Raw genomic sequence first — 13,360 nt, 5'->3', positions numbered from 1 at the left:
GAATCTGGTGGGTTAATCGAGTGATTTTTTGAAGCGTAATGACGCAACAACTAAACCTATCACTGTAAAGCCCAGTAGCCAGACAGTATCTCGCCATAGCTCCATTAAATCTGCACCACGCAACACCACACCACGAATAATGCGCATAAAGTGGGTGGCAGGCAGGGCTTCTGATATCCATTGTGCCGCGACGGGCATTCCTTCATACGGGAACATAAATCCGGACAGAAGAATCGATGGCAAAAGAATAAACACCGTCATCTGCATGGCCTGAAGCTGTGTCGTCGCAATGGTGGATATCACCAAACCTAAAGTTAAACTCGCGGCGATAAACAACAGCGTGCCAAACAGTATCTGACTAATGACACCGTTTATCGGCACGCCAAATATCCAGTGCCCTAAGCCTAATATGATAAACACCTGTATCAGACCAACAAAGATGTAAGGGATGATCTTCGCCACCATGAGTTCGATGGAGTGGATTGGCGTAGTAATCAGTAACTCTAAATTACCTCGTTCCCGTTCTCGAACAATGGCTGCACTGGTGAACAAGATCATCGTCATGGTCAGAATTACGCCCAATAAACCAGGGACAATGTTCACCGCCGAGCGCCGACTCGGGTTGTAATACAGCGCAACTTCAAAGGTTTTAGTTGGGGCAGGGCGTATCTCAAAATCAAAATCCGTTAACGGCATGGTTTGTAGTGAGAGAATCGCAGAACTGATCATGGTGTCTGAACCATCCACAATCCACTGCCCAAGTTCTCGACCTTGCACCATACGTTGGGTTAAGTCGCTAGGCAGAATTAAAGCCGCTCGCACCAAACCGTCTTGAATGGCTTGCTCAGCTTCAGAAGCGGTAGCGAAGGTTTCGACCACATCGACCACTTGCGTGACTTTGACGGACTCGGTAATCACGCGTCCGGCAGTACTGCCACTTTGATCGACGACGCCAACGGGAATGTTGCGAATATCGGTATTAATGGCAAAGCCGAACAGCAGAAGCTGAATCAGGGGGATCATTACGACCATGCCAAAGGTGATTCGGTCACGTGAAAGCTGACGGATCTCTTTGATCATCACCGCTTTCATACGGGCAATAGATTTCATCATTGGCGACCTTCTCCCGTAACGCTGACAAACACATCTTCCAAGCTCGGGCGAGCAATGTTCATCTCGCAGCCATCAAGCTCAGGAAAGGTTTGGGTTAACCATTCGATCGGTTGTTCGATGTGCTGGTGGATTAAAATGCGTAAGCGAATGCCGAGCTGTGCGGCAGAACGGACTTCTTCGCGTCGAATGACTTTCTCTTTTAGCTCGCGTAAATTATCCGCTTTGACTTCGACGATGTTAACGCCCATTTGCGCCATGAGTTCTTCTGGCTCACCATCGGCGCGGATTTCGCCTGATTCCATAATCGCTAGACGATGGCAGCGCTCTGCTTCATCCATGTAATGCGTAGTGACCAAAATCGTTGTGCCTTGGTCAGAGAGATCAAACAATTGCTCCCAGAAATCTCGTCGGTTCTCTGGGTCAACCGCAGATGTGGGTTCATCGAGAAACAACAGTTCTGGTTTGTGCATGGTGGCTGCGGCGAGAGACAAGCGTTGTTTCTGGCCGCCACTCATTCCGCCGACGCGCTGTTTACGCAACTGGTCGAGACCGTAGGTGGCTAGTTGTTCTTCGATGCGAGCTTTTAGGGCCTTGGTTTCCATACCAAAGATTTGTCCAATAAACTCAAGATTCTCTTGAACCGTCAGGTCATCATAGAGGGAGAACTTTTGTGTCATGTAGCCTATCTTAAGGCGCAGAAGCTCAGATTGTTTTGGGATCTCTAACCCAAGCACATCCACGTTGCCCTCGCTTGGGCTAAGCAAGCCCGTCAGCACACGAATGGTTGTCGATTTACCGCAGCCGTTGGGGCCAAGAAAACCATAAATACTGCCTTTGGGCACATTAAGCGTGATGTTGTTGATGGCGGTGAAGTCACCAAACTTCTTCACTACATTTTCAGCTTGAATCGCGTATTCGGTCATTGGCTTACTCCACCAAATCCACTTGCGCTGGAATACCTGAAGGCAAGGATTGTGCTGAGTCTTGAAGGTCGACTTCTGCTAAGTACATCAACCGCGAGCGTTCTTCCTCGGTGAGCGCGAAATAAGGCGTGAATGAAGGTTCAGTCGCTACCCAACGAACGGTGCCGCTATATGGCTGCTCAACGCCATCTACATGCACGTTAACCGTTTTACCCGGCACAAAATCGACTCGGTAGTTGGCAGGAACATAAACGCGAGCGTATGGGACGCGGCTTGCTTGTATCACAGCAACAACACCATTGACAGGGACGCGTTCGCCAAGGTTAAACGGTAGGTTATCTAACAAGCCATCTCGCGTGGCGGTGATGGTGAGCTCTGCCAGTTTCTGTTCTTGCAGTGCCACATCGGCTTTTGCTGCCATGAGTGCGGCTTTCGCTTGTTCAATATCTTCAGGGCGAGAGCCAGCCGTTAGTTTGCTGAACTCTTCTTGTGAGGAGTCTAGCTCTGCACGGGCAGAATCTCTGGCTGCTAAAGCGGTGTCTTTCTCTGATTGGCTGATGAGTTTCTTACGAACTAACTCCGCTTTACGTTGGTAGTTCTTTTGCGCTTCAACCAATTGAGCTTCCGCTCTGGCAACGCGTGCTTGCGCTGCGGCAATGTCTTCTGGTCGCTCACCATTGGTCAATTTCAAAAGATAAGCGTCAGCCTTGGCTTGTTCAGCTACGGCGTGAGCTAAAACGGCTTCTTGGTTCTTTGTATCGAGCTGAACCAGCACTTCTCCTTCGGTGACTTGGCTGCCTTCCCTGATGGGTAGGGCACGAATTATCTCGCTAGAGGTAGCAGTAAAGGTTACGCGGTCACGCTCCAGTGTGCCAAGGGCTTGCTGTCCGCCATCTTTGGAACAGGCAGTTAAAAGAGTCAGGGCTAGGGTGCCAAGAATGATTCGCTTCATCATGCGACGCTTCCTCTAAGAAGGTGAGCTCGAAATCGTATCAAGCTATAGAAGAGTGTGGGACTGCATTCAGTGTAACGTGAGTCAGTTTTGTCCGGCTAGGAAGTTAATTCCTTCAATATTCATCAATTGATTAATTATTGAAACTGGCCTCACTCTTGAATGCGTCTCTAAGAATATTCTCATTCAAATATAGTGGGTTACCGTGATGTTGGTGAGATTAGGAAAGATAAATTAAAGAATCGAGACAAGGATCAGGTTTACCGTGCACGCGTAAAGAAACGGCTAGATAAAGCAAAGCCCGATGGTTGAGCATCGGGCTTTACAGAGCGCGCTAGGACAAAGTTAACGCAACCTTTAATGGCTGTTTAAGCCGTTTTAAATTGACTGACGATTTCTTGTAGACCAACTGCCAGTTCACTTAAGTCTCGGCACGCTATCGCGGTTTGACGGGAGCCTGTTGCGACTTCACTAGAGAATTGGTTGATGTGTTCAACATTGCGATGCAGCTCTTCAGTCACAGAGCTCTGCTCACTGCACGCACTCGCGATTTGGATGCTCTTTTCAGCGATGTTGTCGGCGCTTTGTTCGATGTGACCAATCGTCGTCCCCGCGCGCTGAGCTTGTTCAACGCACACTTGAATCAAATCGCTGCTGTTGTTTGTTGCCGATACAGCGGTTTTCGAGCAATTCTGAAGTTTACTGATAATGGCAACGATCTCTTCTGTCGATGCTTGTGTGCGACTAGCTAGCGTACGAACTTCATCAGCTACAACGGCAAATCCACGGCCTTGTTCACCCGCTCGGGCAGCTTCAATTGCAGCATTGAGAGCAAGCAGGTTAGTTTGCTCTGCGATGTCTTGAATCACGTCAACCACCACGCTAATGTTCGATGCGTCTTGCTCTAGCTCGCTTACCATGGTGCCAACAGATTGAATCGCGACTGAAGCTTCGTTGATCTGTTCAATACACTCTTGAACCACTTCTAAGCCTTCTTTGGCTTCTTGAGAGGCGCTGTTTGCAGTTTCTGAAGCGGCTTCCGTGTTGCTGGCTACATCATGCACCGTTGCTTGCATTTCGTTCATGGCAGTCGCAATCAGGTTAAGTTGCTGTTGCTGTTCATCCATGCCCGAAGAGGTTTGTTCTGAAATTGCGCTCACTTCCTCGGTGGCGGTGCTCACCTGAGCGGTAGTAGAAGAGATGCTGTCGACCAGACTCAATAGCTTGGCTTGCATATCTTCACAGGCGTCTGCCAATAAACCGAGTTCGTCGTTACCAATTTTATTGCGCGGAAGTTTGTAGGTTAGATCGCCGGAAGCAATCTTAGAGGCCATTTCAACCACGTATTGCAGTGGAGAGCAGATTTGTTTTGTGAGGAATAGGCCGAGTACAAAGCTCAATGCCAATAAAGCAACAATCGCGATAATGCTATAAGTGATGGCGTCTGCTACCACATCGTGAGTGCTGTTGATGTCTTCTTTGATGAAAGTTTGGTTTAACTCAACCAGATCTTTAATCGAGTTAGAAAGTGCTTGGAACGTTGAAAAACCATCCAGCAGCATAGCGTTGGCTTCATCAATGCGTTTCGTGGTTAGTAGCTCTGAATATTTGTCGTTGAAGCTACGGTATTTTGACCATGCACTCGATACTTTATTATAAGCATCACGGTCGCGCTGATCCCAAAGTGATTTACCGTATTGTTCAATATAGTTGTCGATTTTATTTTCTGATTCATCCAAACCTTTAAGCCAAGTGTTAAATTCAGCATGGTTTACATTGGTCAGTAAAGAGAATTCGTCTTTTCTTAAGGTGCCAATTTCGATTTCAATATTTTTTACCAATAAAATACTTGGCACTGTGGTATCAGAAAATTCTGTCATCTTGCCATCAATAAGTTTTATTTGAGAGGTAAAGAAGAAAGATAACGCAATGACGGCAGCGGAGATAACAAGTATCAACGCACTGATTTTACTTTTAATACTTAGGTTAGAAAGTTTCATAGACTCACTGCAAATTGGGGGGCTTGAAAGGCTCGGAGTCTATTCCTGAGATTTGAAATTTAGTGTGATGAAAGTCTCAAATAGTTTTATCGGAAACGAAAATAAAATGGAAACTTAATGTTCATATTTCGTTTGAAAATAAGTTAATAGTTAATCAATATTGATGTGGAAAATAATTAATTAACTTATAAATTATTTCGAGTACGAATTGGTATTAATCTTGATAACCTTACATTCAATCAGAATTTTCTTATTGATGAATCTCGTTATTTATGTGTTAGCAAGTTTTCTTAAATATTAAAACAAGATATCGTACCGAATTGAAGTGTTATCTCGGTAAAATAAAAGCCCGATGCTGAACATCGGGCTTCATTGTTTGAGTTTTATGAGCGAGTTTTTAGTTATCTAGACTACGTTGGCTTAGTCACCAAGAGGCTGTCTTTCCAAACCGCCACGATAAGAATCGAGAGCAACTTTGAGTCGGCGAAGTTTATCGCGCGAGCGTCGCTTATGATTAACGGCTAATGCCATCGAAAGTACATCAACCAAAGCCAACATCGCGTAGCGAGAAGCGGATGGCTTGTAGATGAAGTCCGTCTCTTGGTGCTCAATAGGCAGGACCAAATCGGCTTGCTCAGTCAAAGGCGTGTCTTTCGGTGTAATCACAATAACTTTCACGCCGTACTGCTTGGCTAATTGCGCGGTTTCTATGATGGCAGGGGTATAGCCAGTGGCTGAGATCATCACCAACACATCATTCGTGTCTGCCGTCGCCGCAATCATGCGCGATAACAAGCCATCGTTGTACGCCACAACAGGGTAGCCTAGACGGAACAAACGGTGCTGCATCTCCTGTGCTGCAATGGTCGAGCCGCCACCCATACCAATACAGATCACTTGTCTTGCGTTGTGCAGCCAGTTCACAGCAGTGTCGATATCTTCTTCAACAATCAAACTGCGGTTTACATCAAGGGATTGCTTGATCGACTCATAAATGCCTTGGTAGCCACTTTGATCAGGCGGTTCAAGGATGAATCGTTGTCCAACCGTTAAGGTTTGTGCCAGTTTGATCTTCATATCACGCACGTTTTTGCAGCCAACAGCTTTAGCAAAACGGGTGATGGTGGCTTCACTCACTTCTGCGCTTTCTGCCAGTTCAGTAATGCTGGCATTGGCGGCAGTTTGAATGTCGTCCATGATCAACTTCGCGACCTTCTTTTCGGCATCGCGCAGCGCACTGAAACGTTCAGTGATTTGAGAGATAATATCGACTTCTAAACTCAAGCTGTGTTCCTATCTATTGCATGGAGACGATTGTGCCGCCTCCACTGGTTTGGCATGAAGTATAACGAAAAGCCTCACTAAGCTCATCATCAGAAACGGGTTTTCACCCAATGAGTGACTTGATACTCATCATCACAAACCGCCACGGCACGCCATTTATCAAACGTTAAACATGGGTGAGAGGTTGAGAAGGCAATCATATCACCCACTTGAAGGTCGCTATTTGCGTCTACTTCGATGAACGCGTGCTGATCCATCACCGCGGTCGTTACCGCACTTTCAATAGAGATTGACTCACCATCGCGATAAGCACGCTCAGGGATTGGCAATCCGGCATCAAACGCCACGTCACGTTTACCAAAGCCAGCAACTAACTTGGTTGGTTCAGGGCGAGAAATGACATAAGCCCAAAGCTCTAGTGCCGATTCCAAGTCACCACCTAAATCACACGCCGCACCTTGGTTGTTTTCAGCGCGCTGCATGACTTTGTTTTGTGCGTCTAGGTAAATGCCTGTGTCATGAATCGCGTAGCAACCGGGGCGAATGACGGCATCAAAATCTTCTAGGTTGGCAAAGCATTCAGAAACCACGTCATACCAAGCAGAGCCTGCGCCTGTGACCAGAGGCTTGGACTCAATCAATTTGTCGTTTTGTAGTTGGGCTGCGATTTCTAATGTGGTGTTGAGGAAGTCACGGATGTCCTGCTCAGCATTGTCACCATGAATGACACCTTCGTAAACCTCGATACCTTTTAGCGTGAGGTGAGGTTGCTGGTGGATGAGTGTGGCGAGCTCAATCACATCTTGTTGATTACGGCATCCACAGCGACCGCCTTCGACACCAAACTCAATCAGTACATTAAGCGGCAATTGATGTTCAGCGAAGGCACGCTCAAGCGCTTTGACGTTTCGGCTTGAGTCCACACAGCAATAGAAGTTGACCCCGTGGTTTTCAATCAAGTTGGCGATGATGGTCATATTCGCGCGCCCGACTAGTTGGTTCGCCATGATGATGTTTTTCGCTCCGCCTAGCGCGGCAATCTCTGCCTGAGCCGGCGTTGCGACGGTAATGCCCCAAGCGCCGTTTTCTAATTGCTGCTGAAAGAAAGCGGGAGTCATGGTGGTTTTACCGTGCGGTGACAACTTCACTTTGTGTTGATTGGCAAAACGCTGCATCCAATCGAGGTTGTTCTTTAATGAAGAAGATTTGATCACCGCAGCGGGCAAGGTGATCTCTTCATGGATCAAGCTGTGTAACCCGTCCGAATTGCACGCAACAGGTTGAGCCTTTTCTCCGTAACCTGGCGTGGTAACACACTCATTATGATAGTTTTTATCACACTTTTGGCGATTGTCTTTCATGGCGTACCTACTTCTAACATGGTCTAAGTGATTGATATTAAGTGTTTGTTGCTAACCACCATAAATAATATGTTAGAAAGTATCAAACAAATCTGAGTTTTTTTGTGTGTTTCTTCACTGTTTAAATTTCAAGAATTATTAAGATGGAATCATGTTAACGACGGACGAAGAGAGTGAAGTATGTTGTTCGATACCATTATCAAAAGCGTAGAGGTATTTGACGGTACGGGTGCAGCACCATTCATTGCTGATGTTGCGATTCGTCAAGATCGTATTGAGCAAGTAGGGCAGCTAGACGAGCTTTCTGCAAAGAAGGTTATCAACGGTCAGGGTCTTGCGTTGGCTCCGGGATTTATTGATGTGCACACGCACGATGATACCAACGTGATTCGTTACCCTGACTGCTTGCCAAAGATCAGCCAAGGCGTGACGACGGTAATCGTAGGCAATTGCGGAATTAGCGCGAGCCCTGCGGTACTCAGTGATACTCCGCCAGACCCAATGAACCTATTGGGCAAGCAGGAAGACTTCAAATACCCAACTTTTGCGGAGTATGCGAAGGCGGTACAAGCGGCGAACCCTGCGGTCAACGTTGCTGCGTTAGTCGGTCACACAACTTTACGTAACAACGTGATGGACGACTTACTGCGCACGGCTACCGATGAAGAAATCGAGCAAATGCGCCAAACACTGGCACAAGCGATGGAAGAGGGCGCATTGGGATTGAGCTCGGGTCTTGCTTATGCGAGTGCCAAGCAAGCGAACGCGGATGAAGTCATGCGCCTAGCGGAAATTCTTGGCCATCACGGTGGTATCTACACCACACACATGCGCACCGAGTTTGAAGAAATCATCAGTGCAATGGAAGAAGCCTTTGAAACTGGGCAGTACGCCAAAGTGCCAGTGGTGATTTCTCATCTGAAATGTGCAGGTGCAGGCAACTGGGGACGCACGGTAGAAGTGCTGGATTTGATGGATAAGGTGTCTGAGCATCAAGACGTGTCTTGCGATTGCTACCCATACTCCGCCAGTTCTTCAACGCTGGATTTAAAACAGGTGACGGATGAAATCGACATCTTCATCACTTGGTCTGAAAGTAAACCTGAACACGCTGGCAAGATGCTGAAAGACATTGCTGACGAGATGCAACTGCCTCTTATGGAAGCTGCAAAAGCGTTGCAACCTGCGGGCGCGGTTTATCACTGCATGGATGAAAACGACGTCAAACGTGTACTTAAGTATAAGTTGACCATGGTGGGCTCGGACGGATTACCAAACGACCCGCACCCACATCCACGTTTGTGGGGCACATTCCCGAAAGTTTTGGGGCATTACTGTCGTGAAGAACAGCTTTTCCCATTGGCAGAAGCGATTCACAAGATGACGGGGATGTCAGCAACACGCTACCAACTGAAAGATCGTGGGGAAATAAAAACAGGCGCTTACGCGGACTTGGTTTTATTTAACCCAAATACAATTAAAGATACTGCAACGTTCGAAAATCCAATTTCTGTCGCGCAAGGTATTGAATCTGTATTTGTAAATGGCGTGCTATCTTATTTAAAAGATAAAGTCACCGAAAATAGAAATGGCGTATTTATTTATCGAAATAATACCCATCAATAACTTATTAAATAAATTAATTTTATAGATTAAGCATTATCACTGGAGAATATTATGTCAATTAAACGTTATGGTGTAGAAGGCGGCGTAGGTACAGGCGGTCAACATTTACCATTTGCACGAGCAACAGAAGCGGGCGGCTTCTTATACGTATCGGGTCAAACACCAATGACTGATGGCGAAGTGGTAGAAGGCGGTATCGTTGACCAATCTCGTCTAGCGATTCAAAACTGTGTCGACATCATGGAAGAAACAGGCTATACGTTAGCTGACGTGGTACACGTGAAAGTGGTGCTAACGGATTCTCGTTACTTCCAATCGTTCAATAAAGTGTTCAGAGAGTTCTTCGGTGACCACCCACCGGCACGTATTTGCATGGTATGTGATCTCGTGGTGGACGTGAAAGTCGAAGTTGATGTGACTTGCTACCGCGAAGATCGCCGATAGAAATCACATTTTACCTAATTAAATAAAATTGAGTGCCGGAAATAATTACTTTCCTGTTATTATCTTTTGGGCACTCTCACTCCCTACATAAATATAATTTCATAAAGCAGTAGTGCCTAATATATTTAGCAAAAGCTATAAAAATAAAATTAGATAATTTCTGGAATAAAATCTAATACTTGCTGCTGGAATTATATCAATCTGAAAGATGGATTTTGATATGAGAGGTGTTCAATGAACAGTACACTTTTTCTTACAGGCTTCGGTGCGTATGTCTTATTTTTAATTTGGTTGGGATGGTTTGTCTCTCGCAATCAAAAATCAGGTGAAGACTTTCTACTCGGTGGTCGAGGCTTACCTCTGTTCCTCGTATTAGGTACCACGGTAGCAACCATGGTTGGCACGGGCTCTAGTATGGGCGCGGTGGGCTTTGGTTACTCAAACGGTTGGGCTGGTGCGCTTTACGGCATTGGTGGCGCAATTGGTATCTTGTTATTGGCGCTGTGGTTTGCGCCAGTTCGTAAACTCAACTTTATGACCATGAGTGAAGAGCTCGCATACTACGTAGGTGCAAACCGCATCGTGAAGAACGTGGTTGGTCTGCTTATCTTTATCGCTTCTATCGGCTGGTTGGGCGCACACATCCTTGGTGGTGGTATGTACCTAGCGTGGATTGCCGATATTGAGCTGAGCACTGCGAAGATGATCATCGCAGCAGCGTTTACCATTTACGTTGTTATTGGCGGCTACACTGCGGTGGTTTGGACGGACACCATTCAAGCTATCATCTTATTCGTTGGCTTCATCCTAATGGCGGTACTGTCAGTGCAGCACATTGGTGGCTTGGATAACCTCTACTCTGCCATGGACCCAGAAGCGGTTAGCTTCCTTGCGATTGATAAGCTTGGTTTAATCCCAGCGGTTTCTCTTGCTGTTGTGATTGGTGTGGGTGTACTTGCAACGCCTTCATTCCGCCAACGCATCTACTCAGGCAAAGATGTATCAACCATCCGCCGTTCGTTCGTGGCTTCTGGTGTGCTGTACTTGTTCTTCTCTATCATTCCAGCAGTCATTGGTATGGCGGCGCATGCGATTGACCCTGAACTAAACAACGCGAACTTTGCTTTCCCATACATCGCGGCAACGGTATTGCCAGTAGGTGTTGGTCTTATCGTTCTGATTGCAGGTCTATCGGCAACCATGTCGAGTGCAAGTTCCGATGCGATTGCGGGCGTGTCTATCTTACTGCGTGATGTTTACGTCATGTTCACCGGTCGTGTGCCAAACAAAGAATCCATGTTGAATTACTCTCGCTTGGCTTTGGTTGTAGTGATCGGTTGTGCATTGCTGTTCGCGCTAACTTCGAACGACATCATTAGCTACATCACTAAGATGATCTCGACAGTTATGTCTGGCATGTTCGTGTGCGGTATGTTGGGTCGCTTCTGGAAGCGTTACAACTGGCAAGGTGCATTGGCAACATTGGCAGGTGCGTCTATCGCTTCATTTGCAGTAATGATGAGCCCTGACCTAACCGCTTTCTGGGGCAACCCAGTGATTCCATCTTGCTTATTTGCCCTAACTGCTGGTGTGTCAGTGAGCCTAGTGACTCCAGCTAACCAAGTGTCACCAGAAATGGCACGAGCAATCCTAGATGATGAGCGTGCTCTGATGGAAATGGAACTGTCTGACGATGGTGTTCTAGAAGAAGATGCTTCATTAAAAAACCGCACAACAGCAAATCAAAACGCTTAATAGCAAAGAGCTTCGGCTCGAACAGAAACTTGCTCATAAGCTCCTGACAAACTGGTGGCTCCCCCGAGCCACCATTCTAAATCTATCCAAAGTAGGTGAACGATGACCGATTCATCCCAGACTAAAATTGCTTTCTTTGGCGAATGCATGATTGAACTGAGTGGCGACCCAATTCGAAAAGGCTTTGGTGGCGACACGCTCAATACCGCACTTTACCTCTCTCGACTGACGGCTCAGCAACCAGTCCAAGTGTCTTACGCTACCGGTCTTGGGGAAGACGTACTTTCTCAAGAACTTCTGGAAAACTGGCAACAAGAGGGCATTGCGACTGACCTTGTCGAGATCTTCCCAGCTCAACTACTGGGTTTGTACATGGTGCAGACCGACCAAGAGGGCGAACGCAGCTTTCTTTATTGGCGTGACAGCGCAGCCGTTAAAAGTTACTTCTCTACCTCTTCACTCAACAAATTAGAAGCCGCGATTGCGAACCGAGAGCTGGATTACCTCTACCTAAGTGGTATTAGCATTGCGATATTAAATGACGATAGTAAAGTAAGGCTTAAAAAGGCGTTAAGTCAGTTCTCACAAGGTGGAGGCAAGGTTATCTTTGATAATAACTTCCGTCCTCAACTTTGGTCTGCACAAGAGGCAAAGCATTGGTACAGCCAAATTCTGCCTTTAGTCGACATTGCGCTTATCACTGAAGACGATGATGTCTTGGTATGGGGTGAAGAGGAAAGTGCCGAGCAGCGCTGCCTTCGCTTTGGTTGTCAAGAAATCGTGATTAAACGTGGCTGTGAGCCTTGCAAATTGGTTTGGTCGCATGGTGATGACAAGCAAACCGCTTACGTAGCTGCAGAAAAGGTTGTCAAAGTAATCGACACCTGTGCCGCTGGCGACTCTTTTGCTGCTGGTTACCTTGCAGGTCGATTGACCGGGCAAAGCTGTGAGCAGTCTGCCCAACTCGGTCACGCACTAGCAGCAACTGTTATTCAATATCCTGGCGCGATCATTCCAAACGACGCCATGACTAATCTAATTCGATAATTTCCGAGAACGTATTATGTCCCAAGCAATGATTAAGCAACTTCAGCAATTTAAAGTTATTCCTGTTATCCAAATCAATAAGGTTGAGCACGCGATTCCATTGGCGAAAGTGTTAGTAGAAAACGGTCTGCCAGTCGCGGAAGTGACGTTTCGAACAGAAGCCGCTGCCGATGCGATTAAAGCCATGCGTGATGCTTATCCGCAAATGTGCATCGGTGCTGGCACGGTACTGACGCCAGAGCAGATTACCCAAGCAAAAGACGCGGGTGCAGAGTTTATTGTTGCGCCGGGGTTGAACCCCAATACCGTGCGTCGCTGCCAAGAAATCAATATGCCAATCGTACCGGGCGTCAATAACCCAAGTCAGGTTGAACAAGCACTCGAGCTGGGTTTGAACTTCCTCAAATTCTTCCCGGCGGAAGCGAGCGGCGGTATCGCGATGGTGAAGTCACTACTCGCACCTTATGTTGATGTGAGTCTGATGCCGACAGGCGGTATCGGTAAAAGCAACGTCAATGATTACCTAGCCATCGACCGTGTGGTTTGTTGCGGTGGTACTTGGATGGTGGCACCGAGCTTAATTGAAAACGAACAATGGGACGAAATTGGCAAGCTGGTTCGTGAAGCAGTAGAGCTGGTTGCGTAACTCAAACTGAGCTCTTTTACCCAAGTCACCAGACCCCATTAAATAGCGTGACTTGGGTTGAACAAGTATAGGGTCTGTTGAACTTTCGAGCTGATTTTTGCAGCGAATTGTTGGATATTTATACAAGGCAGAGACTTTGCTATGTAGCTAGCCTACATGAGAAGTCGATAACGCAGTAGAAATGACCAACAAACGCTGCCCAAAGGGTT

11 protein-coding genes are annotated in these 13,360 nt (G+C 46.8%); 5 read left to right on the top strand and 6 right to left on the bottom strand.

Annotation, left to right across the window (positions count from 1 at the left end):
* Positions 1-12: 12 nt before the first annotated feature.
* From BCT11_RS24285 to BCT11_RS24260, 6 genes are all read right to left on the bottom strand, one after another.
* The gene (locus BCT11_RS24285; RefSeq protein WP_198593995.1) at positions 13-1,110 is read right to left on the bottom strand and encodes an ABC transporter permease; all 1,098 of its coding nucleotides are present in this window, start codon (positions 1,108-1,110) and stop codon (positions 13-15) included.
* On the bottom strand, positions 1,110-2,036 hold the full coding sequence (locus BCT11_RS24280; protein WP_102389487.1) for an ABC transporter ATP-binding protein: 927 nt from the start codon (positions 2,034-2,036) through the stop codon (positions 1,110-1,112). Before BCT11_RS24280 ends, BCT11_RS24285 begins: the two co-directional genes overlap by 1 nt.
* A gap of 4 nt (positions 2,037-2,040) precedes the next feature.
* The gene (locus tag BCT11_RS24275) at positions 2,041-2,988 is read right to left on the bottom strand and encodes an HlyD family efflux transporter periplasmic adaptor subunit (protein ID WP_102389498.1); all 948 of its coding nucleotides are present in this window, start codon (positions 2,986-2,988) and stop codon (positions 2,041-2,043) included.
* A gap of 368 nt (positions 2,989-3,356) precedes the next feature.
* Complete coding sequence (locus BCT11_RS24270; protein WP_102389486.1) at positions 3,357-4,988, bottom strand: methyl-accepting chemotaxis protein; 1,632 nt, start codon at positions 4,986-4,988, stop codon at positions 3,357-3,359.
* A gap of 420 nt (positions 4,989-5,408) precedes the next feature.
* On the bottom strand, positions 5,409-6,272 hold the full coding sequence (locus tag BCT11_RS24265) for a MurR/RpiR family transcriptional regulator (protein WP_102389485.1): 864 nt from the start codon (positions 6,270-6,272) through the stop codon (positions 5,409-5,411).
* Positions 6,273-6,361: 89 nt separating this feature from the next.
* Positions 6,362-7,633, bottom strand: a complete 1,272-nt coding sequence (locus BCT11_RS24260; RefSeq protein ID WP_102389484.1) for an amino acid deaminase — start codon at positions 7,631-7,633, stop codon at positions 6,362-6,364.
* 180 nt (positions 7,634-7,813) lie between these two features.
* Between BCT11_RS24260 and BCT11_RS24255 the strand changes: the two genes are divergently transcribed.
* The 5 genes from BCT11_RS24255 (at position 7,814) to BCT11_RS24235 (ending at position 13,151) form a co-directional block, all read left to right on the top strand.
* The gene (locus BCT11_RS24255) at positions 7,814-9,259 is read left to right on the top strand and encodes a D-aminoacylase (RefSeq protein WP_102389483.1); all 1,446 of its coding nucleotides are present in this window, start codon (positions 7,814-7,816) and stop codon (positions 9,257-9,259) included.
* Positions 9,260-9,310: 51 nt separating this feature from the next.
* Positions 9,311-9,703, top strand: coding sequence for a RidA family protein (locus tag BCT11_RS24250; protein ID WP_102389482.1), 393 nt, complete (start codon positions 9,311-9,313; stop codon positions 9,701-9,703).
* 234 nt (positions 9,704-9,937) lie between these two features.
* Complete coding sequence (locus BCT11_RS24245; protein WP_102389481.1) at positions 9,938-11,458, top strand: sodium:solute symporter family protein; 1,521 nt, start codon at positions 9,938-9,940, stop codon at positions 11,456-11,458.
* A gap of 102 nt (positions 11,459-11,560) precedes the next feature.
* Complete coding sequence (locus tag BCT11_RS24240; protein WP_102389480.1) at positions 11,561-12,505, top strand: sugar kinase; 945 nt, start codon at positions 11,561-11,563, stop codon at positions 12,503-12,505.
* A 16-nt stretch (positions 12,506-12,521) separates the two neighbouring features.
* Entirely contained in the window at positions 12,522-13,151 is a 630-nt protein-coding gene (locus tag BCT11_RS24235) for a bifunctional 4-hydroxy-2-oxoglutarate aldolase/2-dehydro-3-deoxy-phosphogluconate aldolase (RefSeq protein WP_038882113.1), read from the top strand.
* The last annotated feature ends 209 nt before the right edge of the window (positions 13,152-13,360 follow it).

Source organism: Vibrio sp. 10N.222.52.B12, from assembly GCF_002875385.1.
Taxonomy (GTDB): Bacteria; Pseudomonadota; Gammaproteobacteria; order Enterobacterales; family Vibrionaceae; genus Vibrio; species Vibrio jasicida.
The sequence above is the reverse complement of the archived record's forward strand: the minus strand, read 5'-3'. Positions and strand labels throughout refer to the sequence as shown.

Coding starts and splice junctions, on each gene's coding strand:
- BCT11_RS24285 (WP_198593995.1), bottom strand. CDS start 1,110: ATGAAATCTATTGCCCGTATGAAAGCGGTGATGATCAAAGAGATCCGT.
- BCT11_RS24280 (WP_102389487.1), bottom strand. CDS start 2,036: ATGACCGAATACGCGATTCAAGCTGAAAATGTAGTGAAGAAGTTTGGT.
- BCT11_RS24275 (WP_102389498.1), bottom strand. CDS start 2,988: ATGAAGCGAATCATTCTTGGCACCCTAGCCCTGACTCTTTTAACTGCC.
- BCT11_RS24270 (WP_102389486.1), bottom strand. CDS start 4,988: ATGAAACTTTCTAACCTAAGTATTAAAAGTAAAATCAGTGCGTTGATA.
- BCT11_RS24260 (WP_102389484.1), bottom strand. CDS start 7,633: ATGAAAGACAATCGCCAAAAGTGTGATAAAAACTATCATAATGAGTGT.
- BCT11_RS24255 (WP_102389483.1), top strand. CDS start 7,814: ATGTTGTTCGATACCATTATCAAAAGCGTAGAGGTATTTGACGGTACG.
- BCT11_RS24250 (WP_102389482.1), top strand. CDS start 9,311: ATGTCAATTAAACGTTATGGTGTAGAAGGCGGCGTAGGTACAGGCGGT.
- BCT11_RS24245 (WP_102389481.1), top strand. CDS start 9,938: ATGAACAGTACACTTTTTCTTACAGGCTTCGGTGCGTATGTCTTATTT.
- BCT11_RS24240 (WP_102389480.1), top strand. CDS start 11,561: ATGACCGATTCATCCCAGACTAAAATTGCTTTCTTTGGCGAATGCATG.
- BCT11_RS24235 (WP_038882113.1), top strand. CDS start 12,522: ATGTCCCAAGCAATGATTAAGCAACTTCAGCAATTTAAAGTTATTCCT.